The 25,743-nt window shown below is 48.6% G+C and carries 26 protein-coding genes and 1 pseudogene; 22 read left to right on the forward strand and 5 right to left on the reverse strand.

Features of this window, described 5'->3' with window-relative positions; translation table 11 throughout:
* Positions 1-78 precede the first annotated feature (78 nt).
* From rfbF to NITSA_RS10280, 10 genes are read left to right on the forward strand one after another with little or no spacing between them, the layout of a single operon-like run.
* Positions 79-858, forward strand: coding sequence for a glucose-1-phosphate cytidylyltransferase (rfbF, locus tag NITSA_RS10235; RefSeq protein WP_013554958.1), 780 nt, complete (start codon positions 79-81; stop codon positions 856-858).
* The gene (gene rfbG, locus NITSA_RS10240) at positions 851-1,915 is read left to right on the forward strand and encodes a CDP-glucose 4,6-dehydratase (protein ID WP_013554959.1); all 1,065 of its coding nucleotides are present in this window, start codon (positions 851-853) and stop codon (positions 1,913-1,915) included. The genes rfbF and rfbG overlap by 8 nt, the downstream gene beginning before the upstream one ends.
* A complete protein-coding gene (locus NITSA_RS10245; RefSeq protein ID WP_013554960.1) occupies positions 1,900-3,711 on the forward strand; it encodes a thiamine pyrophosphate-binding protein in 1,812 nt (603 codons plus the stop codon). Before rfbG ends, NITSA_RS10245 begins: the two co-directional genes overlap by 16 nt.
* Entirely contained in the window at positions 3,704-4,447 is a 744-nt protein-coding gene (locus NITSA_RS10250; protein ID WP_013554961.1) for an HAD-IIA family hydrolase, read from the forward strand. The genes NITSA_RS10245 and NITSA_RS10250 overlap by 8 nt, the downstream gene beginning before the upstream one ends.
* On the forward strand, positions 4,444-5,232 hold the full coding sequence (locus NITSA_RS10255) for an aldolase/citrate lyase family protein (RefSeq protein WP_013554962.1): 789 nt from the start codon (positions 4,444-4,446) through the stop codon (positions 5,230-5,232). The genes NITSA_RS10250 and NITSA_RS10255 overlap by 4 nt, the downstream gene beginning before the upstream one ends.
* Positions 5,229-6,152 (forward strand): NAD-dependent epimerase/dehydratase family protein, encoded by a 924-nt coding sequence (locus tag NITSA_RS10260; protein ID WP_013554963.1) that lies wholly within the window; start codon positions 5,229-5,231, stop codon positions 6,150-6,152. Before NITSA_RS10255 ends, NITSA_RS10260 begins: the two co-directional genes overlap by 4 nt.
* Complete coding sequence (gene rfbH, locus NITSA_RS10265; RefSeq protein WP_013554964.1) at positions 6,149-7,501, forward strand: lipopolysaccharide biosynthesis protein RfbH; 1,353 nt, start codon at positions 6,149-6,151, stop codon at positions 7,499-7,501. The genes NITSA_RS10260 and rfbH overlap by 4 nt, the downstream gene beginning before the upstream one ends.
* The gene (locus NITSA_RS10270; protein ID WP_013554965.1) at positions 7,479-7,862 is read left to right on the forward strand and encodes a GtrA family protein; all 384 of its coding nucleotides are present in this window, start codon (positions 7,479-7,481) and stop codon (positions 7,860-7,862) included. The genes rfbH and NITSA_RS10270 overlap by 23 nt, the downstream gene beginning before the upstream one ends.
* Complete coding sequence (locus NITSA_RS10275; RefSeq protein ID WP_245526302.1) at positions 7,847-8,821, forward strand: glycosyltransferase family 2 protein; 975 nt, start codon at positions 7,847-7,849, stop codon at positions 8,819-8,821. Before NITSA_RS10270 ends, NITSA_RS10275 begins: the two co-directional genes overlap by 16 nt.
* Complete coding sequence (locus tag NITSA_RS10280; protein ID WP_169308546.1) at positions 8,784-11,963, forward strand: DUF6044 family protein; 3,180 nt, start codon at positions 8,784-8,786, stop codon at positions 11,961-11,963. Before NITSA_RS10275 ends, NITSA_RS10280 begins: the two co-directional genes overlap by 38 nt.
* Before the next feature lie 51 nt (positions 11,964-12,014).
* On the opposite strand, the gene NITSA_RS10285 is transcribed toward NITSA_RS10280, so the two are convergent.
* Positions 12,015-12,818: an IS3 family transposase gene (locus NITSA_RS10285; protein WP_013554968.1), complete on the reverse strand. Its 804-nt coding sequence runs from the start codon at positions 12,816-12,818 to the stop codon at positions 12,015-12,017.
* Positions 12,818-13,129, reverse strand: a complete 312-nt coding sequence (locus tag NITSA_RS10290) for a transposase (protein WP_013554969.1) — start codon at positions 13,127-13,129, stop codon at positions 12,818-12,820. The genes NITSA_RS10285 and NITSA_RS10290 overlap by 1 nt, the downstream gene beginning before the upstream one ends.
* Before the next feature lie 62 nt (positions 13,130-13,191).
* On the opposite strand from NITSA_RS10290, the pseudogene NITSA_RS11815 reads away from it, so the two are divergent.
* Positions 13,192-13,301, forward strand: a pseudogene (locus NITSA_RS11815) (DDE-type integrase/transposase/recombinase); the annotation flags it as partial.
* 471 nt (positions 13,302-13,772) lie between these two features.
* Here the strand turns inward: NITSA_RS11815 and NITSA_RS11735 are convergent.
* Complete coding sequence (locus NITSA_RS11735; RefSeq protein WP_013554970.1) at positions 13,773-14,099, reverse strand: type II secretion system protein; 327 nt, start codon at positions 14,097-14,099, stop codon at positions 13,773-13,775.
* A gap of 196 nt (positions 14,100-14,295) precedes the next feature.
* On the opposite strand from NITSA_RS11735, the gene NITSA_RS11660 reads away from it, so the two are divergent.
* Positions 14,296-14,769 carry a type II secretion system protein gene (locus tag NITSA_RS11660; RefSeq protein WP_013554971.1) on the forward strand — a complete coding sequence of 158 codons (474 nt, stop codon included), beginning with the start codon at positions 14,296-14,298 and terminating at the stop codon, positions 14,767-14,769.
* Between the two features lie 36 nt (positions 14,770-14,805).
* On the forward strand, positions 14,806-15,771 hold the full coding sequence (locus NITSA_RS10305; protein WP_013554972.1) for a GGDEF domain-containing protein: 966 nt from the start codon (positions 14,806-14,808) through the stop codon (positions 15,769-15,771).
* Positions 15,772-15,778: 7 nt separating this feature from the next.
* On the opposite strand, the gene NITSA_RS10310 is transcribed toward NITSA_RS10305, so the two are convergent.
* Both NITSA_RS10310 and NITSA_RS10315 read right to left on the reverse strand, forming a co-directional pair.
* Positions 15,779-15,994 carry a hypothetical protein gene (locus NITSA_RS10310; RefSeq protein WP_013554973.1) on the reverse strand — a complete coding sequence of 72 codons (216 nt, stop codon included), beginning with the start codon at positions 15,992-15,994 and terminating at the stop codon, positions 15,779-15,781.
* Between the two features lie 9 nt (positions 15,995-16,003).
* Positions 16,004-16,297, reverse strand: coding sequence for a hypothetical protein (locus NITSA_RS10315; RefSeq protein ID WP_013554974.1), 294 nt, complete (start codon positions 16,295-16,297; stop codon positions 16,004-16,006).
* Between the two features lie 97 nt (positions 16,298-16,394).
* Here NITSA_RS10315 and uvrB point away from each other — a divergent pair, with 97 nt between their 5' ends.
* The 9 genes from uvrB (at position 16,395) to tilS (ending at position 25,741) form a co-directional block, all read left to right on the forward strand.
* Positions 16,395-18,368: an excinuclease ABC subunit UvrB gene (gene uvrB / locus NITSA_RS10320; protein WP_013554975.1), complete on the forward strand. Its 1,974-nt coding sequence runs from the start codon at positions 16,395-16,397 to the stop codon at positions 18,366-18,368.
* A 121-nt stretch (positions 18,369-18,489) separates the two neighbouring features.
* Entirely contained in the window at positions 18,490-20,595 is a 2,106-nt protein-coding gene (locus tag NITSA_RS10325; RefSeq protein WP_013554976.1) for an RNA degradosome polyphosphate kinase, read from the forward strand.
* Positions 20,596-20,699: 104 nt separating this feature from the next.
* Positions 20,700-21,233 carry a gamma carbonic anhydrase family protein gene (locus NITSA_RS10330; protein WP_013554977.1) on the forward strand — a complete coding sequence of 178 codons (534 nt, stop codon included), beginning with the start codon at positions 20,700-20,702 and terminating at the stop codon, positions 21,231-21,233.
* A gap of 101 nt (positions 21,234-21,334) precedes the next feature.
* Complete coding sequence (locus NITSA_RS10335; RefSeq protein WP_013554978.1) at positions 21,335-22,003, forward strand: EI24 domain-containing protein; 669 nt, start codon at positions 21,335-21,337, stop codon at positions 22,001-22,003.
* A 246-nt stretch (positions 22,004-22,249) separates the two neighbouring features.
* Positions 22,250-22,480, forward strand: coding sequence for a ribbon-helix-helix protein, CopG family (locus NITSA_RS10340; protein WP_013554979.1), 231 nt, complete (start codon positions 22,250-22,252; stop codon positions 22,478-22,480).
* The gene (locus NITSA_RS10345; protein ID WP_013554980.1) at positions 22,480-22,731 is read left to right on the forward strand and encodes a type II toxin-antitoxin system RelE family toxin; all 252 of its coding nucleotides are present in this window, start codon (positions 22,480-22,482) and stop codon (positions 22,729-22,731) included. Before NITSA_RS10340 ends, NITSA_RS10345 begins: the two co-directional genes overlap by 1 nt.
* A 259-nt stretch (positions 22,732-22,990) precedes the next feature.
* Positions 22,991-24,310, forward strand: coding sequence for a 30S ribosomal protein S12 methylthiotransferase RimO (gene rimO, locus NITSA_RS10350; protein WP_013554981.1), 1,320 nt, complete (start codon positions 22,991-22,993; stop codon positions 24,308-24,310).
* A 15-nt stretch (positions 24,311-24,325) separates the two neighbouring features.
* Complete coding sequence (locus tag NITSA_RS10355) at positions 24,326-24,706, forward strand: four helix bundle protein (RefSeq protein WP_013554982.1); 381 nt, start codon at positions 24,326-24,328, stop codon at positions 24,704-24,706.
* Positions 24,707-25,741 (forward strand): tRNA lysidine(34) synthetase TilS, encoded by a 1,035-nt coding sequence (gene tilS / locus NITSA_RS10360; RefSeq protein WP_013554983.1) that lies wholly within the window; start codon positions 24,707-24,709, stop codon positions 25,739-25,741. It begins immediately after the preceding gene.
* The last annotated feature ends 2 nt before the right edge of the window (positions 25,742-25,743 follow it).

A 25,743-nucleotide genomic window follows, 5' to 3' on the forward strand; every position in this document is an offset into this window, starting at 1 on the left:
CTTGTCTTTCCATTCTATTTATTATACGCTAAAATAATCAATAATTGTCAAAATGCGGAAGGACAGATAATACATAGAATGAAAGTTGTAATACTGGCAGGTGGATATGGTACCCGCATATCGGAGGAGACAGAGGTCAAACCCAAGCCGATGGTACAGATTGGAGGCAAGCCCATTTTATGGCATATCATGAAAATTTACTCACATTACGGATTCAATGATTTTGTTATACTGCTCGGGTATAAAGGATACTATATTAAAGAGTATTTTGCCAATTACTTTCTGCATCAAAGTGATATTACGATCGATCTGCAGAACAACCATATGCAAGTACATGACAACCACAGCGAACCATGGAGGGTTACACTGGTAGATACCGGATTGGATGCAATGACCGGATCCCGTATCAAACGGGCACAGCGCCATATCGGAAATGAAACTTTTCTGCTGACCTATGGCGACGGCGTCTCCAATGTCGATATCTCCAAGACGGTTGAATTTCATAGAAAACATGGCAAAACATTGACAATGACGGCGATTCAGCCTGAAGCGCGTTTCGGGAACCTCGAAATCAAAACCGACGACAGCGTACAGGCTTTTGTGGAGAAACCGCGTAGTGAAGGAGGTTGGATCAACGGTGGTTTTTTCGTCTGCGAACCAGGGCTGTTCGACTATCTCGACGAAAATGACGGTTGCGTGTTTGAGCAGGCACCTTTGCAAAGGATGGCACAAAAGGGTGAAATTACCGCTTATAAGCATATGGGATTTTGGCAATGTATGGATACATTAAGAGACAACCAAAAACTTAACCAAATGTGGAAAGAAGGCAAAGCACCGTGGAAAGTCTGGGATGACTGATTTCTCGGTGGCCTACCGGGGCAAAAAGGTATTAGTGACGGGGCACACGGGTTTCAAAGGTTCCTGGCTTTCCCTGTGGCTACAATCTTTGGGAGCCGATGTGGTAGGCTATGCACTGTCACCGGAAACTGAGCCCTCTCATTTGACGCTGCTGGATCTAGATATGGTCAGTGTCAAAGGCGATATACGAGATTTTTCACATCTGCAACGACTCATTAAAGATGTTCAGCCTGAAATCATTTTTCACCTTGCTGCCCAGCCGTTGGTGCGGCGTTCGTACCGAGAACCGGTCGAGACCTTTGAGACGAATGTGATGGGAACGGTCAATGTGCTTGAAGCTTGCCGCCAAACCCCATCCGTGCGAGCGATTGTCAATATCACCAGTGACAAGTGCTACGAAAATCGCGAATGGGTTTGGGGATACCGCGAAAACGATCCGATGGGAGGGTACGATCCCTACAGTGCCAGTAAAGGAGCGGCGGAACTTGTCAGCGCCGCATACCGCCGCTCCTACTTTAACAATGCCGAGTATGGGAAAATACATGAAACATTGTTGGCGACCTGCCGTGCGGGCAACGTTATCGGTGGGGGCGACTGGAGCGAAGACAGATTGATACCCGATATAGTCCGTGCCGTAACGGCGAAGGAAGCTGTCACCATTCGTTCACCGAACGCAACTCGTCCTTGGCAGCACGTACTCGATGCGCTCAGCGGATATCTGCTGCTAGGGCAGAAACTGCTCGAAGGCCAAAGTGAATTCGCCGATGCATGGAACTTCGGTCCGTCCGACGAAGATGTCCTGACAGTCAAAGAGATGTGTTCCTTGTTTGAGAAAGAATGGGAGCGTACCCGTTTTAATTTTTCCAAAGAGACGCCGCGTTTGCATGAAGCGGGGCTCTTGAAGCTGGACTGTTCCAAAGCACATACCTTGCTGAACTGGAGAGGCCGGTGGCATGCCCAGGAGGCGGTTATAGCGACGGCAGAGTGGTACCGTGCGTATATTGAAACAGGAAAGATTTTATCGAGGGAGCAGTTGAAAAAATGGATGGACACATAAAAAAAGTCAGCGATATCGTCGCAGAATTTCTGGCCGAAAACGAGCAGATCGCCAACGATATTTTTATGGTTTCAGGCGGCGGAAACATGCACTTGATCGATTCAATCGGGAGGAATGAAAGACTCAACTATATCTGTAACCATCATGAACAGGCTTGCGCCATCGCCGCGGAAGGCTATGCCCGTGTCACGAACAAAGTCGGGGTCGCTATGGTGACAACCGGCCCGGGCGGCACAAACGCCATAACGGGTGTGTATGGGGCATGGGTCGATTCGATACCGACATTAACGATCTCCGGACAAGTCAAGTTCGAAACGACCGTTGCCAGTCAGCCGGAGTTGAAACTGCGGCAATTGGGCGATCAGGAGATCAATATCATCGATGTGGTCAAACCGATTACAAAATATGCCGTAATGGCAACAGACAAGTATGAAATACTCTATCATCTTCAAAAAGCGGTTTATGAAGCCAAAAGCGGTCGACCGGGGCCGGTGTGGGTAGATATTCCGCTCGATATTCAGGGAGCGAACGTCGATGAAAAGAGGCTAAAGCAATTCGTTCCACCGGCACCCCCGGAGTATGATCTCAAAGTCGATGAGGTCGTGTCCCTTTTGAAACAGGCAGAAAGACCTGTGATCATTGCCGGCAACGGCATCACACTTTCCGGCGCGAATGAAAAATTTTTACAATTAGCTGAGAAACTGGGGGTTCCGGTCGTAGGCACCTTTGCCCGTTATGATATCGTCAAGACCGAACATCCACTATTTTTCGGTCGCTACGGAACAGTCGGTCATAGAATGGCTAACTTTACGGTACAGAATGCCGACTTGGTACTTGCTATCGGCGCACGTATGAATATACGTGCCATTAGTTATAACTGGGAGTTTTTTGCCAGAGAAGCGATTAAAATTGCAGTGGATATCGATCCGGCTGAACTCAGAAAACATACATTGGAAATTGATGTACCCATCGAAGCTGATGCAAAGGTTTTTATCGAAGCGATGCTTGAACGTTTTGAAAATGAAAATATGCCGAAATATGATAAGTGGATCGAAAAATGTTTGACATACAAAAAACGTTATCCAACGATCGAACCTACACGTCAGAAAATCGTCGATACGGTGGACTCATATAATTTTTTCGATCTCCTTTCCGATATGACGGCAGATGATACAGTGTTTGTTTTCGGTAACGGGACGGCCTGTGTGTCGTCGTATCAAAGCCTAAAAGTGAAAGGGAAACAGAAAGTCGTGGTCAACTCCGGATGTGCTTCAATGGGATACGATCTGCCTGCAGCCATCGGAGCGGCATTCGGAAGCAAGAGCAAGCAGATCGTGTGTGTCACGGGAGAGGGCAGCCTGCAAATGAACCTGCAAGAACTGCAGACGATCATACATCATCGATTGCCGGTCAAACTCTTTGTGCTCAACAATGCGGGCTATATTTCGATTCGCAATACCCAGAACAACTTTTTCAAAGGCCACAAAGTTGGATCAGACGCTTCAAGCGGCGTCAGTTTCCCTGACACTCTCAAATTGGCTGAAGCCTACGGATTTAGGGCATTTAGGCTCGAGACACAATTGGATCTTGTCAGACAACTTGAAAATATTTTGAGGATTGAAGGGCCAGTCATTTGCGAAGTTATGCTTTCCCCGACGGAAAAGATGGAGCCAAAACTCTCTTCAGAAGTCAAGCCTGACGGTACGATGATCTCCAAACCGCTTGAAGACATGTTCCCTTTCCTTGACCGGAAAGAGTTTTTCGAAAATATGATTATCGAGCCTGTTGATGAATAAGACAGTCATTCTAGATTTGGATGGGACACTCTATTTCGGGGATAGGGCTGCCCCCGAAGCGGTATCAGCTTGCGAAATACTGAAAAAACGGGGATATCGCTTGGTTTTTTTGACGAATAATTCCACCAAGACACGTCTGGAAATCAAAAAAAAGCTTGTTGATTTGGGTTTTCCCGTAAACAGTTTGAATGAAATATATACCTCATCTTACGCAATGGCAGTCCATCTTCATAATACAAAGATAAACAATGTCTATTTGCTCGGCTCAAAAGGGCTGGGTAGCGAATTGCACGAAAAAGGTGTCATATGTGTTGATAGTTCTTCCATACCTCAGGCAGTGGTGGTTGGACTTAAAACTGATTTTTGCTATAAAGATATAGCTGAAGCTATGGGGATAATTGAAAAGAATAGAGTGAATATTTATACCTGTAATCTTGATAAAAACTTTCCGATTGGAGGAGGGGAAAAGCGGCCGGGGATCAATGCACTTGTTTCAGCTTTAGTGGGGTCCCTCTCTCATAACGCAGATGTGAAAATAATCGGCAAGCCCTCATCTTATATGTTACAGCTTATCGCAGAGCAATTCACTCTCACTCCAGATGATATGTGTGTAGTCGGAGACAGCGAAGAGAGTGATATCGCCATGGCAAACAATTACGGATGTGCCTCTTTTCTGACAGGGCATCGGGGATTGACACTAGAAATTACAAATCAGATTGTAGAGAGGTTGGGATGAATATACTTGAATATGAAATGATCGAGGTGCTGAAACGATTGAAAAACGATTTTGGCGTTTTTGAGATCAAAGCGGAATATGAAAACGAAGGAAGCCGCCAAGAAGAACTGATGCGCTTGAAAGATATCACAAGCAAAGTAGATTTGCCCATTATAATAAAAATCGGTGGGGTAGAAGCCGTTACAGATGTTTACAGTGCTATCACTCTTGGCGTTGGGGGCATAGTGGCCCCCATGGCAGAGACACCATTTGCCGTCAGCAAATTTCTGCATCTAATAGAGACATTCGTTCCGGAAGATAATCGCAAAGATATAGAATTTGCCGTCAACCTAGAAACGATTACTGCCTATAAAAATCTCGATGACATCTTGCAACTGGAACATATCGATCTTCTGTCAAGTGTTACAGTAGGAAGAGTGGATTTCACTGCCTCTATGGGGAGAGACCGTTCATTTGCAGATAGTGACAGTATGTTTGAGTACTGTCAGGAGATTTTTACAGGTGCACGGGAAAGAGGACTGAAATGTGCATTGGGCGGAGCCGTCTCAGCACAATCACATAGCTTTATTAAGCGACTGGTGCAGATGGAACTTCTCGATAAGTATGAAACACGAAAAGTCGTATACGACAAAGATGCAATAAAGGATTTCGAAAAAGGATTGCATGCTGGTGTAGAATTTGAACTGTTGTGGCTCAAAAGTAAACGGCGCTATTATCATCGAATCAAAATAGAAGATGAGAAAAGAATTGAAATGCTCGAAAAACGGCTTGCAAATATAGTATGAGGATTCTTATCACCGGAGCTGCAGGATTTATCGGCAGTTCTCTTGCGAAGGCTTTTGATAAACGCGATGATATGACCGTGTTGGCACCGAACCGCGAAGAGCTGGATGTATCGAATGAATCGGCGGTAGATAGATACGTTGCTGTGCATAAGCCGGATATGATTGTTCACGCGGCGAACAGAGGCGGCGGACGCAATACGATCGGCCTTGAAGATATTATTCATAACAATCTTCGTATGTTTTTCAACATTGCCAAGCAGATGCCCAAAGTAGATAAAATTATCCAACTCGGCAGCGGAGCGGAGTATGGCAAACACAAGCCGATTGTCCGGGCGAAGGAGGAAGACGCTTTTGCCGCGTTTCCCAAAGACGATTACGGATTTTACAAATCAGTATGCTCCCGCTATATCGAGAAGACAGACAATATGATCAATCTGCGTATTTTCGGCTGTTATGGCGAAAGGGAGGATTACCGTTTCAAATTCATTTCCAATGCCGTCATTAAAAATCTTCTCGGATTGCCGATCACGATCAATCAGAATGTCGTTTTTGATTATCTCTATATCGAGGACCTTGTCAGTATGATCACTCATTTTCTTTTCAATGCCCACGACTTTCCCGTCTATAACGCTACAAGCGGAGCGGGAATTGACCTGGTGACACTGGCGAATATGGTCAACGAGGTAGGGAACAATACGGTTCCCGTCAGGGTTTTGCATAAAGGGCTTAACAATGAATATACTTCGGATAACAGCAGAATTATGGAGGCGATGAAGGGATTTTCGGTGACACCTCATAAGGTGGCGATTACCAAAATGTATGAGTATTTTTCCAAACATCTCACCGAGCTAGATACACAGACGGTGCGAGAAGATCCTTTTATCAAACACTGTAACAAGATATGGAAAGAGACAAGATGAACGAAACGGAACAGCTTAGAAATGAAATCCTGGAAAAGACAAAAGCCTATTTCCGTCTGGCACACGCCCCGAAACTGATTGCACCCTTTGACAAAGGACGAAGCCGCGTCAACTACGCCGGTCGTGTTTTTGATGAGGCGGAAATGGTGAATCTGGTCGATAGTGCTTTGGAGTTTTGGCTGACATACGGACGTTACTCCAAAACATTCGAAAAAAGACTGGCCGACTATCTCGGTGTACGATGGAGCCTCCTTGTCAATTCCGGCTCTTCGGCAAACTTATTGGCTTTTATGGCATTGACTTCACCGCTCTTGAGGGAACGTCAAGTAAAACGAGGCGACGAGGTTATCACCGTCGCCGCCGCCTTTCCAACAACGGTGGCACCTATCGTGCAATACGGAGCGGTTCCGGTCTTTGTTGACGTGGAGCTGGAAACAGCCAATGTCGATGTCGCCTTGCTCGAAGCGGCACGCAGCGAGAAGACCAAAGCGGTAATGCTCGCCCATACTCTCGGCAACCCTTTCAATATTGAAAAGGTCAGGGCATTTTGTAATAAATATAATCTTTGGCTAATCGAGGACAATTGCGATGCGCTCGGTTCGGAGTGGAACGTTCAAAAAACCGGAACGTTCGGCGATATCAGCACCAGCAGTTTTTACCCGCCGCACCATATGACGATGGGTGAAGGGGGCGCGGTCTATACAAACAACCCGCTGCTCAAAAAGATCCTGCTCTCCATACGGGACTGGGGGCGGGACTGCTGGTGCGAAAGCGGTGTGGACAACACCTGTGGCGCACGTTTCTCCCGGCAATTCGGCACCCTCCCCAAAGGGTATGACCATAAGTATGTCTACAGTCACTTCGGTTATAATCTCAAGGCAACCGATATGCAAGCTGCCGTCGGTGTGGCACAGCTTGAAAAGCTCGACGGCTTTACTGCGGCACGGCGCAAAAACTTCGCGCACCTAAAAGAAGGCTTGCAAGGATTGGAGCATTTTTTTATTCTTCCGAAACATTATCCCAAGGCCAATCCCAGCTGGTTCGGTTTTCTAATCATTTTAAGGGAGGAAACGCCGTTCACGCGTAATGAAATCGTCGGGTATCTGGAAAAGAACCGTATCCAGACACGCAATTTGTTCGCGGGCAATATCACCCGCCAACCTCTGTTCGATGTTCTGGATGAAGGAAAAGATTACCGTATCGTCGGAGATTTGGCGAATACCGATCGTCTGATGAACGACGCGTTTTGGCTGGGTGTTTATCCCGGGATGAGCGAAGAGATGATTGATTATATGGTCAGTACTATCCGGGATTTTTGCAGCGGATATGATGCGCCGGCTTCTGTTTGACAAACAGTTTCACCGCTTTATAGCCGTGGGTGTGCTCAATACGGCAGTAGGTTACGGTCTGTTCGCATTTTTCATTTTTTTGGGGTTGCATTATGCACTGGCGTCACTTTTGGCGACTATTCTGGGCATATTGTTTAACTTTCATACGATCGGAAAGATTGTATTCGGTTGCCACGATTACCGATTGATGGTCCGTTTTTTCGCCGTTTACGGTATTACTTATCTACTCAGCATCGCTTTTTTGGCGGTGTTTGACTTTTTAGGTGTAAATATGTATCTTGCCGGGGCCCTGCTGCTTGCACCTATGGCAGTGATATCCTTTTTATTGAATAAATATTTTGTATTTTGGAAAAAGAAATGAAGAAAATCAGTATAGTCACAGCTTGTTACAACGAAGAGGAGAATGTAGCAATTCTTATAGAGAGGGTTCGGAGAGTCTTTGAACAATTCCCTCAATACAGTTTCGAACATATCTTTATCGACAATGCTTCAGAAGACCGAACGGTTGCCATTCTCAAAGAGATTGCCGAAAAGGACAAAAGGATCAAGATCATCGTCAATTCAAGAAATTTCGGCCATATCCGTTCTCCGATGCACGCATTGCAATTGGCGGATGGGGATGCAGTCATCTCGATCGTCGCCGATTTGCAGGATCCCCCCGAAATGATCGCGGATTTCATACGCAAATGGGAGGCAGGATCGGATATCGTGCTGGCCATCAAGCGTGATAGTGCCGAGAATAAATGGATGTTTCAGGTGAGGGAGCTTTATTATAATCTTCTCTACCGCCTCTCTGAAGTACCTGTCTATAAAAACTTCACGGGATTCGGACTCTATGACCGGAAAGTGATGGACGCGATACGGCAGATGAACGATCCTTACCCCTTTTTCCGAGGTATGATTGCTGAAGTAGGATATACGGTTACCAAGATACCCTACGATCAGCCTGTCCGCCTGCATGGTGTAACAAAAAACAATTTTTATACACTTTATGATATGGCAATGCTGGGTATCATCAATAACTCGAAAGTACCGCTGAGAATTGCGACATTTCTCAGTCTGATTACCGGTACCGTAAGTTTTTTTGTCGGCCTGGGATACCTGATCGTCAAACTAATTTACTGGAACCAGATGAGTCTCGGAATCGCTCCTTTGCTCATCGGTGCGTCATTTGCCTTTTCCATACTGCTGTTTTTTATTGGTATCCTTGGAGAATACATCGGAATGATCTATACACAAGTACTCAATAGGCCTCTTGTTTTCGAAAAAGAACGGATCAATTTTGACAAAGAAGATGAAGATGAATATGAGACAAAATGAATTCATAATGACTCTAAACATAGACAAGAGGTACCTTCCTTTTCTCTTCATCTATGTTTTTGTATCGCTCAATGCACTTTTCAACGCACTTGCTTCCGCATATGGGAATCCTTTCCCTTTCAATACTTTTTTGTTTTACGCCAGTGACTTGCATGCGGATCTTGTCAAAATGGCGATGGGATACTTGCCGCACACCATTACTTTTAATGTCAACCACTGGGATCCAATCTATCAAAATTATTATAAACTATTTAAAGAAGGATGGTTTCTAAACCATCATTTGGATAATGCCCACATGCCGCCCTTTTCCTATCTAGTTGGCTGGCTCTTGAGCCTCATACTTCAGAAAAGTGCTTCACCGACAGTGTTGCTTCTTTTTTATTATAGCTTTGTCATATTGACTTTAGCCGCTATCAGCGCAGTGTTTTCCAGAAATAAAAAGGACTTTATCGTCATTTTCACAGGGAGTCTCTTGAGTTATCCTTTGCTATTTGTGTTGTCTAGAGGAAATCTCTTCGCATTTCTCAATGGAGTTTCCTTAATACTCTTTTTCTATCTTCTGCATCAACGAAAGTATTTATTTCTAGCGACATTCCTAATGGCCATCAGTATAAACCTACATCCCAATGCACTCTTGTTAGCCCCATTCTTCCTAGTCCTTCCACCAAAAAACGCCTTGCGTTATACCATTCTGGCAGGAGTGCTGGCTCTTATAATCTTTATTCTGTCACTATGGGGTGCTCACACTATAAATAGTTATTACACATTTGAGCACTTCATCTCCGGCTTGAAAAATTACATGCATCTGTATGTTACTGGCAGTCTTGGTGTTCTATTCAATAATTCACTCTATGGAGCCATACGTACGTTACTAATTGCATGGAAAATCAATGTCGATCCCTCTACACTCTTGTTGATTAATGAAGTCATTTCTGGCGTAGGACTCTTGACAATTTTACTTACTATCTATGCCAAAATAAAAAAATACTTAACTGATTATGAATTTGCATTTCTTCTGATGGCTATCTACACATTATCTTCATCCATATTTGCAACATATCATTTGTTGCCCTATCTGTTTTTTTTACTGATACCATTCTCGCAAAAAAACCCGAAATCACTCTCACCAAAGCACTTAAATGTCATTCTTGCTACTTCTGTATTTCTTATCGTTCCAAAAAATTACATATTTATTGACTTCATCTACAAAGGTCTCCTTTCTATTGAAACCCTTTTAAATCCTTTTTTACTTTTGGTAGCCGTTTGGATTATACTGGGCAATGCCCTGCGCAGCGAAGAGAAAAAAATATTAGAATCCTTTAGAATATTTTTTGTTCAAGGAAATGGATACTTCTGGTTTGGACTCTTTGTCATATTGCTTTATCTCCTATCTCTTTGCAGAGAGCCTCTTTATATCTCCATTTTCGATATCCTTGATTCGACGATACCTCAACTGAAGATTTTAGCGCATAGCGGCATGATATTTGCCAACAATCATACCATTGTTCCAAATATGATGGATGGGCTCCCCAGAGCTGTCTATGGGAGTGAATTCAATGTGCTCTTGTGGCTGAACTACCTTTTCAATCCAAAGACAGCCTATATTATCAATCAAGTTTTGATACATATTGTCGCCTATGTTTCTATGTATCTACTACTGTCAAAATATGTCATTACGGAGAGAAGCCACATTGCCCGGCTCACAATTTTAGCGGGAGCACTCTATTATGGTACCTTACCTTTTTTCTCACCAGAAGGTCTAAGCATCCCCTTACTTCCTCTCGTCACAATGAGCTTGATCGATATAAAAAAAGGTGTCGATACCAAATGGGATTGGCTACTACTTGTTTTATTACCTTTATATAGTAGTTTTATCTTTATTTATATGTTTTATATCGCGATGGCCGGCATATATTGTCTTTGGGATAGTGTTGTAAATAGGAAAATAAACTGGAGATTTTTCTCTGCCATTGTTTTAATGGGGATTTTGTTCCTTTTGGTAGAATATAGACTAGTATTGTTGAGTTTTTTTGACCATAAATTTGTATCCCATCGTCAGGAATTTCATATCTTTTTTTCCTATGATCCTCTTGAAGCCTTTCGTAAAGGACATGTCTTCTTTCTCAATGGTCACCCACAGCACTTAGTCGATCTAAGCATGCCTTATGTCATCCCAATTATTTTATTAGGTATGTTTCTTTCCTTGGGAAAGCGGCGTTTTTCACGAGTCGAATCAATGATAATATGGCTGACAGTGCTCATAGGTTTCGTTACAGATACCTGGACATATCTCCTTACGCAACTTTACACGATACCACTCCTGACAATATTCGCTCTTTTGGTGTATCTTTTGACCAAAGGTCCAAAAATCGTTCCTGTACTTTTTTTATTGCAAATACTTTTTGGAGTGTTGACTTTTATTATGTTCTGTTCATGTGCTGAGTCACTGCAGGAATACTTTCCAATTTTAAAAACCCTCAATGTCAGTAGAGCCGCTTTCGTTCAACCTTTGATCTGGGGAGTCCTACTAGCACTCTCGATCGATCAGATTCGCAAAAGGCTTGAGTACAGTACAGCGTTCCTCTGGCTTTTTATAATCGCTCAACTCTTTTTGGCTTTTAACAGTAAAGAGTATTCTAATCGTTCACTCAATAAGTTTGCAACTTTTGAAAGCTATTATGAACCAAGTGTTTTTGAAAAACTGAAAAAACACCTTCCTCCTCATAGCAAAGCAAGAGTTGTAAGTTACGGTATCGAGCCGGCAGTTGCACTCTATAATGGATTTTACACTATTGATGGCTATGTAACCAACTATCCCCTGGCATACAAGCATAAGTTCCGTAAAGTTATAGAGGAATACCTCTCTAAGATCAAAAAAGGCAATAAATTTGATAGATGGGGAAGTAAGGCCTATATCATGTCAATGCCCAATCAGCTTGATACCTACAAAATTGTAAAAGGAGTCGTAGTCCATAAGCCTTCCTTTAACATAGCTTCAATTTGTAATCTCGGTGCAAAGTACCTTATATCCTCTTATAAAATAGATCTAAATCTTCTTAAGCAGATAGTTTATATCAAAGGGGCCAAAGATTCCTGGGACATCTATCTGTACAGATTACCTTGCCGCCCAAAAAGTCAATAGCTAACATTGATTTCTTTGTAAGTATGTAATGACCCCTCCATTCCTGCACACCTAAGCCGCTAAACGGAACACCTCTGCCGGTGTTTTGTATCGCAGCGCCGAATGCTTCCGTTCCCTGTTGTAGAAGTCGATCCAGTCTCCGATGATCCGGTTGGCCTTGAAATTGTGGTGCCAGATGCACTCCTCCTTGATGGTTCTAAAGAATCGTTCGATCATACCGTTCTGTTCCGGAGTGTAGGGAGTGATGAACTCCTGGGTGAAATTGTAGTCTTTGACCGTTTTGGCAAACGACTTGCTGCTGAAGACAAGCTCATTGTCACTTCGAAGAACTATAGGCTTCCCCAGCCGCTTAAGTTGGCCAAATCGATAGATCAATCCCTCTTGCAAAGCCGCTTCCGCCGTTTTGGCTTTGCCGCTTTTTGACAGTCTCCACCCTACGATCTCCCGGGTACAGGTATCAATGACACAAGCCAGGGTTCCCCATCCTCCCTCGGCACTCCAGACTCTGGTCATATCGATGGCCCATCTTTGATTGGGATATTGTGAGCGTGAGGGCATCATTTTGGCCCTTGGCCTGTGGCCTTTTGCTCGTTTTCTCACCTGCCAGCCTTTGAGCTGTAGAATCCGCTGAACCGCTTTCTTGTTCATCCCCAGCAGTAGAGCCAGACGCCGATAGCCGTAGGTAGGAAACTCCTCGATCTTCTCTTGAACCTTTCGTACACGCTCTTCGTCCACTCTCGGAGTTCTTTCGATCGGTTTGTAATAAAAGCTCCTACGAGGGATTCCAAACAGACCGCAGAGTTTCGTGATGCTGATGGGATGCCCTTCCTCTCTCATTTCGCTCTGAACCCGCATCACATCTTCTCTTCTCCGAACAGAGCGTCGTACTTTTTTAAGGCGATATTCTCCAGGGTCAGCTCACCGATGACCGCTTTCATCTCCTTGATCTTCTCCTCGTATTGGGCTGCGATATCTTTGGGGCGTGCCCGCAACTGATTCTCCATTCCCAGACGGGCCTCTTCCATCCACTCTTCAATGGTGGCAGGTGTCAGATCGTACTTACGGGAAACCTCGGCGATACTGGTCTTTCCCTGGAATATATCCATCACGATACTTGCCTTTTTCCTGGCGGTAAAGCGTTTGATCTCATTAGCCTCTTTTTCCATACTGTCACTCCTGTATCCCTCGCATTATACATTGTGCAGTCGGGCTGGGGGTCAGTATACTTGAAGCATTGTGCTATTGGTATAACCTGGAATCTGATATCTTTAGGAAATCTCCTGAGATGTTCAAAGCTGACACACTGCTCTCTGGTTTCAACAACGTGGTGAAACCTGACAGCTAATCTTTAAACTACTTAAATCTCTTAAAGCTCTAACGTACACTATTACCAGTGACAATGGTAAAGAATTTGCCAAAAATAGCATCATAGTCGAAGAGCTTGAAGCCGATTTTTTATTTAGCCAATCCTTATCATTCTTGGGAGAGGGGGCTCAATGAACACACCAATGGCCTCATCTGACAGTATCTTCCCAAGGAAAGATAACTCCTCAGTGTAAGCAAAAGGGAATTGGCTATTATCCAGGATCGGCTCAATCATCATCCACGAAAAGCCTTGGGGTTCAAAACACCTTACGAGGTCTTCTTTGGACAGTTCTCAAAAGGGTTACGGCAGCTTAGTGGTGGAAATTACACTTGTGGTATAAAGAAAACCTTGCCTTATAATAATTAAGAAAGAAAAAAGAATATTGAAGAAAGTAAAGACAGATATGCTTTCTCACGTGAGAAAGCATATCAACGTTTTAGAATTTAATAGCTAACGCCGACACCCTTATAGGTAGCGCTCATCTGATAAGTTGTACCATCAGACAGTGTACCTGCTACAGTTACTACATCACCGCTGGGGGTGACGCTGACTCCCGATCCACATGCATCACTGATACCAGTGGCTGGTGTGGTACCTCTGGAAGTATATAGCGAAACAGCATCCTGCAAACACGTCGCAACATTTGATTTGATTTTGGCGTCTTTTGCATCATCTCTTGTCGCTGCCAATTTGGGAATGGCTACTGCTGCCAAAATTCCGATAATTACGATCACAAAGATCAATTCGATCATGGTAAATCCGCGTCTCATAGAGAACTCCTTAAATAAAATCCGTGAGAAATTCATACTCTCACACATACAATTCTACAGGAAATATACTTAAGTTAATTTTAGTCTATAAAAATATTTTGACAAAATACTATTAAAATAAAACTATTTTAAATTATGTTTACTATAATTAGTATAAAAAGAATATTCTAATATTTTAAGAGAACGGAGGCGGGAGTTGGGCAGTCATACACACCTAAGAAACGGCTTTAGTATTATAGAGCTGGTTTTTGTGCTCGTAACTATCGGAATTTTGGCAGCAGTAGCCATTCCCAAACTAGCCGCAACTCGAAATGACGCACTGATGTCTACCATCGCACATAATATAATGATAGCGGCAGAAGACATCGCCGCTTATGCTGTCACTAAAGGTAGAACAGAATCAAATCTTTCTCAGATGTCATATAGTGTAAAGGAACTAATCAATGAAGGAGATGCTACACAGATAGCTGGTAAACCGGAACTGGATATCCAGTGGGGGGGAATCAATAGGTGTCTTATGCTTAAAATCGAGGATCAGGGAGGGAATACGGAAACTTTGGTGATCGAAGCCAACGGCACGACAACGAACAGTCAATGCGACCGGCTCCGCAGCCTGATCGACACCAGCAGATTTCCAATTCCGCTTCGTGGAACGTTAATCGTGCAATAATTACACTCGACTTTAGCTAACAAGGAGTTCTACTCTATGAAAAAGAATCATAGTATCTGGTCAGCCTATCGTATCACCTGGCTACTCTATATCGGGATACTTTTGACACCGGCAGCTCTCTATTTTCTCTATCACCAGATAAACTCTGTCGGTGAGGGAGAGGCGGTCGTTCGAAAAACATCGGAAAACGGAGCAATGATGCTCGCACTCACTTTAACACAGGAGGCGTCCCAACGTAAGCGGCTTCGGTCGGCAATCGAGAAAAACTTTCGAACAATCGAACCATGGTACCGCAAACAGGAAAAGTTGAAGCTCTATGTCGGTCCCTCCACACCCTGGAAAGATTTCCAAAACCTCCTCTCCTGCTGGCACGAACTCTCTTCCAAACCGGAAAGTTCCAAGGCTTTGGAGTGTTGGTCCCGTGCACATGAACTTACTTTTGCTATAGAACGGACCAATACACTCACCCTGGATCGGATTCGAAACCTCTTCTTTGTCTTCATCGCCCTCAGCCTCGGCCTTTTCCTCCTGCTGGTCTATTTCATAAGATACTACATGCACTGTCAAGTCTGTAGGTATGTCATCCAATCTCCGAGGGAAGAACTTCAGGACCGTGAATACTGTCATCAGAATTTCAAACATCTATGCGCACAGTCAGAACGCACAGGACGTCCACTCTCCGGTATGCATATCAATGTGAAGGAGAAAAACAGACACAATATGGAAAAACTCGCCGACGCTATTCTAGAAGTCGAGACAGTCTTGAAGGAAGATACACGTCTCAGCGATACTGTGTGCCGGATTGCGGATACCGAGTTTATGATTCTCATGCCCAATACCGCCGCTGAAGGTGCTCATCGGGCCAAAGAAAGAATGGATTCACTGCTTTTGAAAAAGCTGGATGACTTGACAAAAGATATAGAGCTGATCACCGAAGAAAAGACAAAAGAAGACGGGGAAGAGTGTGAAAGTTTCTGGAAACGCTTAACCAATAAAGGGTGAATCCGGATTATTCACCGCTGATGATCTCTTCGATCTCTTTTTCGTAGTTGTAGGATTGAGCCGCGAGGCGCAGATAGGCGAGAAAGAGCTTCTCTGCCGGATTGTCCCGGTTGGTCTGGACACCCGATTCCTCCAAAAGTTTCTCCACGTATGCGGCAAATTCATCGTCGAGGTTTTTGGCCTTGAAGCGCAGGCCGTTGACAGTCAGGGTAAGATCTCTCATCGATATTCCTTATTCCAGAAGAGCTTCGACCTTGGCGATGATCGCCTCGATCTCGGCATCTTTGGCTTCCAATTCGGCCCGGAGCGCCGTGATGGTCTCCTCCTTGGCCTCAAGCTGGCCGGCCAGGGTTTGGCGCTCGGCTTTGAGGGCTTCGAGCTCCTGGCTACTTCCCTCACGGCACTGCTCCAGTTGTGTCGTCAAATCCCGGTTGGCACCGCGCAGCGCCTCGTTCTCCGCTTCCAACTCGGTGATGCGGCTCTTCCAGCCTTCTACTTTTTCTTTCAGTTTATCCAATGCGGTCACAGTTTCATCCTTTTTTCGATGGTTGATTGCTTCCGATATAATATCAAATTATTACAAAAGAGCGTTATCCCCCAGGAAAGACAGGAAAGAGAGATCCATGCCCAAATTCAAAGTCCAGGCACCTTATCAGCCCGCCGGCGACCAGCCCGAAGCCATCGAGAAACTGGCCGCTTCCATCGAAGCCGGCAACCGCTATCAGACCCTGCTGGGTGTCACCGGATCGGGTAAAACCCACACTATGGCACGGATCATCGAGAAGACCCAGCGCCCCACCCTCATCATGACCCACAACAAGACTCTGGCGGCCCAGCTCTACAGCGAATTCAAAAGCTTCTTTCCGAACAACCACGTCGAATATTTCATCAGCTACTACGACTACTACCAGCCTGAAGCCTACATTCCCCGCCAGGACCTCTTCATCGAAAAAGACAGCTCCGTCAACGCCGAGCTGGAACGGCTACGTCTGAGCGCCACGGCCAGCCTGCTGAGCCACGACGACGTCATCGTCATCGCCTCTGTCAGTGCCAACTACGGCCTGGGAAGCCCTGAGGAGTACCGCAGCATCGTCCAGAAGATCGTCGTGGGCGAAGAGTACAACCAACGCGAACTCCTGCTCAAATTCGTGGAGATGGGCTACAAGCGCAACGACGACTTCTTTGACCGAGGGGATTTCCGGGTCAGCGGGGAAGCGATCGACATCTACCCCGCCTACAGCGAAGAGCTGGCCTATCGGATCGAATTCTTCGGCGACGAGGTGGAAGCGATCATCGGTTTCGACGCCCTGACGGGAGAGAAGGTCCACGAGCTCAAGGAGTTCACCCTCTACAGCGCCAACCAGTTCATCGTGGGCAGGGAGAAGATGGTCCGGGCCATCAAGAGCATCGAAGAGGAGCTGGGCGAGCGACTGAAATTCTATGAGCGAGAGGGCCGGATGGTGGAGTACAACCGCCTCAAACAGCGTACCGAATTCGACCTGGAGATGCTGGAGACCACCGGCGTCTGCAAGGGGATCGAGAACTACTCACGCCACCTGACGGGCAAGAAGCCGGGCGAGACCCCCTATTCCCTGCTGGATTATTTCGAAGCGATGCACAGGGATTATCTGGTGATGGTGGATGAGTCCCACGTGAGCCTGCCGCAGTTTCGTGGGATGTACGCCGGGGACCGCAGCCGCAAGGAGGTGTTGGTGGAGTACGGTTTCCGCCTCCCCAGCGCCCTGGATAACCGCCCCCTGAAATTCGAAGAGTACATCGACAAAGCCCCCGCCTACCTCTTCGTCTCCGCCACACCGGGAGAGTGGGAGACGGAGCACTCCGCCGTCATCGCCGAGCAGGTGGTGCGCCCGACGGGGCTGCTGGACCCGGAGATCGAAGTGATCGACAGCGAAAACCAGGTCGCCCACCTCCACGACCGGATCAAGGAGGTCACGACACGGGGCGAGCGGGTCCTGGTGACGGTGCTGACCAAAAAGATGGCCGAGGAGCTCACCACCTACTACAACGACCTGGGCCTGCGGGTGAAATATATGCACTCCGACCTGGATGCCATCGAGCGCAACCAGATCATCCGCTCCCTGCGTCTGGGAGAGTTTGATGTCTTGGTGGGGATCAACCTGCTCCGCGAAGGGCTCGACCTCCCCGAAGTGAGCCTGGTGGCGATCCTCGATGCCGACAAAGAGGGCTTTTTGCGCAGCGAAACCGCCCTCATCCAGACCGCAGGCCGGGCAGCGAGAAATGTCCACGGCAAGGTGCTGATGTACGCCAAGCGGATCACCCCCTCGATGCAAGCCTGTATCGAAACTACCCGGGCCCGGCGCCAAAAGCAGATCGAATACAACCAAAAACACGGCATCACCCCCAAAACCACCGTCCGGGAACTCGACACCGACCTGAAGGTGGCCGAACCGGGCGAACTCTACAACCGCCACTCCAAAACGGACAAGATGCCCAAAGCCGAACGCCAGCGCATCGTCAAAGAGCTCAAGGCCAAGATGCTCTCAGCAGCGAAAAAGCTTGATTTTGAAGAGGCGGCCAGGCTAAGGGATGAGATTGCCAAGATCAAGAAGCTCTAAATAATGAGAAAATAGAAATGAGAAATTATGGGGCAGCGTAAAACGCTGCATTTTGAGAGAGATGATATAATCCAAATAATTCCTAACGACTAATTTCTAATTCCTAATTTTCGGAGTAACTATGTCCCTCGATTTGAAAGACCCTTCCCTCTATATCAACCGGGAACTCTCCTGGCTTCAGTTCAACACCCGGGTCCTGGCCCAAACCCGCAAATCCCAGCTTCCGCCCCTGGAGCGCCTCAAATTCATCGCCATCTACGGGACCAACCTGGATGAATTCTATATGGTCCGTGTCGCCGGGCTGATCTCCCTCTACAAGGCGGGGATCCAGGAGACCGGACCCGACCGCCTCACCCCCGCGGAGCAGCTCCAGGCCATCCGAGACTATCTCCACCGGGAGAAGCAGGAACTCGAAGAGCGCTACACCACCATCACCGCCGAACTGGAAGAGGAAGGAGTCCATATCCGCCCCTTCGATGCCTTGGATGCCGCCACCCGGGAGAAGATGCGTGAAGCCTTCTACGAAGAGATCTACCCCGTCATCATCCCCATCGCCATCGACGCCACCCACCCTTTCCCCCACCTCAACAACCTCAGCTTCGCCCTGGCGGTCAAGCTCCAGGACCGGGAGGGCAACCTCAAGCACGGGTTGGTGCGCATCCCCCGGCTGCTCCCCCGCTTCCTCAAGGCCGATCACACCTTCGTCCCCATCGAAAGCGTCGTCGAGCACTTCATCGGCGACCTTTTCCCCGGCTACACCGAAGTGGCCAGCACCCCCTTCCGGGTCACGCGCAATGCCGACCTGGCCATCGAAGAGGAGGAGGCCGACGATTTCCTGGAGATGATGGAGGAGGGGCTGCGCAGCCGCAACAAAGGCCAGATCATCCGTCTGGAGCTCACCGGCGATGCCGATCCAGACCTGGTGGAGTTTCTCAACAGCCATCTACGGGTAGAAGAAGGCGACATCTACTACTACCGATCCATCCCCCTCAACCTGGGAGCCCTCTGGCAGATCGTGGGTGACAAATCCCTGGCCCATCTGCTCCTACCGGGATACACCCCCAAAACCCTGCCCCCCTTCGACCGGGAAGAGGTCTTCAGCGCCATCGAAGCCCAGGACAGCATCCTTTATCATCCCTACGAGAGCTTCGAGCCGGTAGTGAAGTTCATCCAGCAGGCCGCCGCCGATCCCGATACTCTGGCGATCCGGATGACTCTCTACCGCGTCGGTGCCAAATCCCCCATCGTCAAAGCCCTTATCGACGCTGCCCTGGATGGCAAGCAAGTGACGGTACTGGTAGAGCTCAAAGCCCGCTTCGACGAAGAGAACAACCTGCGCTGGGCCAAGAAGCTGGAAGAGGCGGGCGCCCACGTGGTCTACGGTATCCCCGGCCTCAAAGTCCATGCCAAGATCGCCCAAGTGATCAAGAGGAAGAACGGTCAACTGAAAAGCTATCTCCACCTTGCCACCGGCAACTACAACCCCGGCACCGCCAAGATCTACACCGACATCAGCTACTTCACCGCCCGCAAAGAGTTCAACAACGACGCGACACGCTTTTTCCACTTCCTCACCGGCTTCTCCGCCTACGCCAAGCTCCAGACCCTCTATATGTCGCCCAACCAGATCAAGCCCAAGCTTCTCAAACTGATCGAAAAAGAAGCGGAGTACGGCAGCGAGGGGCATATGATCCTCAAAGCCAACTCCCTGGCCCATCCCGAGATCATCCGCGCCCTCTACAAAGCATCGCAGAAGGGCTGCCGCATCGAACTGATCATTCGGGGGATCTGTTGCCTGCGGCCCGGGGTCGAGGGGGTCAGCGAGAATATCACTGTCTCCTCCATCATCGGCAAATACCTGGAGCACCCCCGTATCTACTGGTTCAAACACGACGAAGTGGGCTGTTACATCTCCAGCGCCGATCTGATGCCCCGCAACCTCGACCGCCGCATCGAGCTGATGACTCCTATCATCGAACCGGCCCTGGCGGAGCGTATCGAGCAGATCCTGACCCTGCAGCTGGCCGACAACCAGCTGCGCTGGGTACTCCGGAGTGACGGCGACTATGTCGAAGTCCATCCCAAAGAGGGAGAGCGCCCCGTCAATTCCCAGGAACTGCTGGAGAAATATGTCAACAAACTCTACGAACGGACCCGCAAACACAACAACAGCAAAGGCAACAACTATGTCAAACGGCTGGCGGAGAAACTGCTCAAGGAGAGCTGAGAATAACCGAGCAACCGAGTAATGAGTAACCGAATAACCGAGTAACCGAATATTAAATTCGTAACACTTAGCACGTAACACGAAAAGAAAGGAAAGGAAACAAAATGCCTCGAATCTTGGAATATCAGGGAATGAGCCCCAAACTTGGAGCCGGAAGCTGGATCGCTCCGGGGGCCACGGTGATCGGCGATGTGGAGCTGGGGGAAGATGCTTCGATCTGGTTCGGCTGTGTGGTTCGGGGTGATGTGCACCGCATCCGTATCGGCGCGCGAAGCAATATCCAGGACCTCAGTATGATCCACGTCACCCACTACAAAAATCCCGACAAGAGCGACGGCCACCCCACGATCATCGGTGATGACGTCACCGTGGGCCACAGGGTGATGCTCCACGGCTGCACCGTCGAAGATGCCTGCCTCATCGGGATGAGCGCCACGATCCTCGACGGCGCCATCATCGGCCGAGAATCGATCGTCGGAGCCGGAGCCCTGGTAACGGGGGGCAAAATCTTCCCGCCCCGTTCCCTGATCCTGGGCTCCCCCGCCAAAGTGGTCCGCCAGCTCAGCGACGAAGAGGTCGCCGAGCTCTACGCCTCGGCCAGACGGTATGTAGAATTTATGAGGAATTATAGAAAATAGCCTGCACTACTATTTTGGTGAATGGTTAAAGAAGCATTTTGAAAAAATGCCATCCTTAATCATTCACTATTAACCATTAACCCTATATAAAAAGGTTTATTATGAACTTCTCCCAAACCCTCGCCAAAACCTTCCGGGACATCCTCAGCCCGATGGTCCTGGGCTTCATTCTCAAAGTGGGATTGGGCAGCTTCCTCTTCTGGCTTCTGGTGCTGGGCCTGCTCTGGAAGCCCTTCGAGCATTTTGTCGCCTCCTATCTTACGATGATCCCCCTTGTCGGCCATTGGGCCTGGTTCCAGGCCACGGGAGCCGCTCTTGCTGCCCTGGCCCTGGGCTATATGCTCATCATCATTACCATCTCCATCCTCACTTCCCTGTATAGTGAGAAAATTCTTATCCGCCTGGCCGAGCGGGACTACGGCGTGAAGCCCGTGGGCAGCCCCGCCATTCATCGCTCCCTTTACTACACCCTCAAAGCCAGCGTCGTCTTTCTGCTCCTCTTCCTCTTCACCCTGCCCCTGATCTTCGTTCCCGTGTTGGGGCAGCTCTGGATGCTCTGGCTCTGGTCGATTCTCTTGCGTGAACCGACGGTCTACGATGTGGGCTCCCTCTTTATTTCCGATCCCGCCGAACTCAAACGCCAGACCAAAAAATCCCGCCTCATCGCCCTCATCGCCGCTTTGTTCAACTACATTCCCCTCCTCAACATCTTTGCCCCCCTCTTCGCCCAGATCCTCTTTCTCCATCATTTGCTGGGAAGCAGAAGATAGTCGCAAGTTATTTGGTCATTAGCCATTGATCATTAGTCATTGGGTAGATATTGGATTTGGGGCATTAGGGCATTGGGCATTAGGGCATTGGGTTCGTTTATACTGCGTGCCAAGAGTTTTGCATAGCCCCAATGAAGCCTTCATATTCTCAATTCTCAATTATTCGCTTACTCGGTTGATTCAGTTGATTATTTGACTTCTTTGCACTACAATTGTATATACAAAATAGCAGCAAGGGGCTCGCTAATGAAAAAAGCCGTCAATATCCGTCTCGAAGAGGAGATGCTGGAACAGCTGGATGAGTATGCCCACGAATTGAACAAGACCCGAACCTCTTTGGTGGAAAAAGCGATCGAACTCTATTTCGATCGTCTCGATGAGATGGTCGCTGATCGAAGAATCGACGATCTGAAAAAAGGCAAAAGCGAAGTGGTCTCTATAGAGGAGGTCTTCAAAAAAGCCGGGATCGAGTTTTAATGTTCGCCGTCGCCTTTGAAAAACGGGCCGAAAAGGAGTTTCTCAAACTCGATCCCGAGACCCGAAAGCTTATCGCCGCAAAGATCCTCGATCTTCAAAAAGGCAATTTCCGGGGGGACAAAGCCCTCCAGGGCAAACATAAAGGCAAATTTAGAAAACGTGCCGGAAACTACCGCATCATCTACTACAAAGAGGGGCAACTCCTGCTCATCACCATCATCCGCATCGCCCATAGAAGAGAGGTCTACTAGGCGTTGCAAATCGTATGCTCGGGCCTGCGGCCCTCAAGTCGCAAGAGAATCGGTCATTGGATAGAAATTGGATTTGGGGCATTAGGGCATTGGGCATTAAGACATTAGGAAAAATTCAAGCGCATTCCCCTATCCAAAATCCAAAATTCTCCATTCTCCATTTCCTATTCTCAATTATTCGGTTACTCATTACTCGGTTGCTCGGTTACTCGGTTATTCATAATGTTATAATCCCCCAAACCCCGAAAAGAGAAAAACGATGTCAAAAAAACTCCATCTCGTCAGCCTCGGCTGCACCAAAAACCTGGTCGACAGCGAAGTGATGCTGGGCAAGCTGGCCGACTATGAACTCAGCGACGAGCCTGCCGAAGCCGATGTGATCATCGTCAACACCTGCGGCTTCATCGAAGCGGCCAAGGAAGAATCGATCGCCACGGTCCTGGATCTGCACGAGCGGCGCAAAGAGGACTCTCTGCTGGTGATGAGCGGCTGCCTCAGCGAGCGCTACAAGGAGCAGCTCCAAAAGGAGATGCCCGAGATCGATATCTTCACCGGTGTCGGGGATTATGAACGCATCGACGAGCTGATCCGCCAAAAGCAGAGCACCTTCAGCCCCCAGGTCTACCTGGCCACCGAAAAATCCCCCCGGCTCATCACCGGCTCCAACTACCACGCCTACATCAAGATCGCCGAGGGGTGCAACCAAAACTGCTCCTTTTGCGCCATCCCCTCCTTCAAAGGGCGGCTCCAGTCCCGCACCCTCGACTCCATCGTCGCCGAAGTCTCGGCCCTGACCGCCAAGGGCTTTTACGATTTCAGTTTCATCTCCCAGGACAGCTCCAGCTACGGGCGGGACCTGGGGATGAGAGACGGGCTCATCGACCTCATCCGCCACATGGAGCAGATCCCCGGTGTTCGCAGCGCCCGGATCCTCTACCTCTATCCAAGCACCACCAGCTTCGAGCTCATCGACGCCATTGCCGACTCCCCCGTCTTCCAGACCTACTACGATATGCCCATTCAGCACATCGACGACCGGGTGCTCAAGACAATGAAGCGGGGCTTCGGCGAAGCCAAAACCCGGGAGCTTTTGGAGGCGATGCGCTCCAAAGAAGGAAGCTTCGTGCGCACCTCCGTCATCGCCGGCCATCCGGGAGAGAGTGAAGAGAGTTTCCGAAAACTCTGCGACTTCCTGGAAAGCTTCGGCTTCGACCGGATCAACGTCTTCGCCTACTCCAACGAGGAAGAGACCGCCGCTTACGAAATGGAGCAGCTCCCCGAAGAGGTCATCACCCGGCGCACCGAGATCCTGGGAGAGATCGCCCAGCGCTCCCGGGACGCCTCTCTGGAGAGGATGATTGGACGCCGCTGCCGCCTTGCCATCGACGGCCCCAGCCAGGAGCACGAATACCTCCTCTCCGCCCGCCCCCTACTCTGGGCCCCCGAGATCGACGGCGAAGTCCTGGTCAACGACACCAACGATCTCGACGTGAAGATCGGAGGGCTCTACCAAGGAAAGATCACTGAAAAGGCGGGGGAGTATTTGCTCGCTTCGCTCGAAACTCCGCTAACCGAGTAACCGAGTAACCGAGTAATGAGTAACCGAGTAACTGAATATCCAGTCGATGATCCGTTGAGCCGGAAAAGTTTTCACTTTGCGATACGCATTGTGAAATTGTCCAAATATTTGAGGGAAACTCATCAGGAATATGAGCTGGCCAAACAGGTAATCCGTAGCGGAACGGCGATCGGGGCACTGGTCCGCGAAGCCAAATTTGCTCAATCCAAGCCTGATTTTCTCCATAAACTCTCCATTGCTCTTAAAGAAGCCTATGAAACGGACTATTGGTTGGAACTTCTTTGGAAGTCGGACTATTTGGATGACAAAATGTATCAAAGCATCAAACCGGAAATCACGGAACTCCTGAAAATTCTGGTCTCAAGTACCAAAACAATCAAACACACTGAAAAATAGATGAAAAATTCCCCCACCGATCGGTTACTCGGTTACTCGGTTACTCGGTTACTCATTAATAAAAACAATTTACTCGCTTTCTCCCACGGCCTGGACTCCACCGCTCTCTACCACCTCCTCAAAGAGTCTGACATCCCCTTCGACATCGCCCTGGTCAATTACGGCGTGCGGCCCGAAGCGGAGGAGGAGGAAGCGGCGGCGAGGGAGTTGGCCCGAAGAGACAAGCGGCGGATTTTTGTCGCTCACGCTCCCGGGTTCCGTAGCAATTTCGAAGCCGAGGCACGGCGCTTTCGCTACGACTTTTTCGAATCCCTCATCGATGAGCACGGTTATGAGAATCTCCTGACCGCCCATCAGCTCAACGACCGTCTGGAGTGGATGATGATGCGGTTGATCCGCGGGGCGGGAACGGTGGAGCTGGCGGGGATGGAGGCGGTTGCGAAGCGTTTCACCGCTTCAGGCACCCCCTATCGGCTCATCCGCCCCCTGCTGGAGACTCCAAAGTACGAGCTGGAGCACTATCTGCGCTCACGGGGGGTCGAATGGTTCGAGGACAGCAGCAACGCCTCCGACACCTACGAGCGCAACCGCCTGCGCCCGCTCCTGGAACCGCTGGTCCGCCGCCACGCCTCCGGCATCGCCCGGAGCTTCGACTATCTGGCGGAGGACGCCGCCTACCTACGCCGAGGCTACCGGGAGCTCTACCGGGAAAAGCTCCTGCGCATCCTCCAAGTTTCAGTCCCTTCGCTCATCCCCCTGGCGACCGCGGAGACCCTCAAAAAATTGAGCTATCTTCCGAGCTATAAAGAGCGGGAGCTTCTGCGCCAACACTCTTCTCTGGTTCTGGGCAGGCGCTGGGCGGTGGAACGACGGGGGGATCTCCTCTTCATCGCCCCCTATCACGACGATGTAACGATGGAGAAAGCCTTTCGGGAGCGCTGCCGCCTCTTGAATATCCCTCCAAAGATCCGCCCCTACCTCAGCCTCCAAGGGATCGAACCCGAGCACCTGCCCCTACCCTCTGCTGAGGGGTAAAC

The sequence above is a fragment of the Nitratifractor salsuginis DSM 16511 genome, from assembly GCF_000186245.1.
In the GTDB taxonomy this organism is placed as follows: domain Bacteria; phylum Campylobacterota; class Campylobacteria; order Campylobacterales; family Sulfurovaceae; genus Nitratifractor; species Nitratifractor salsuginis.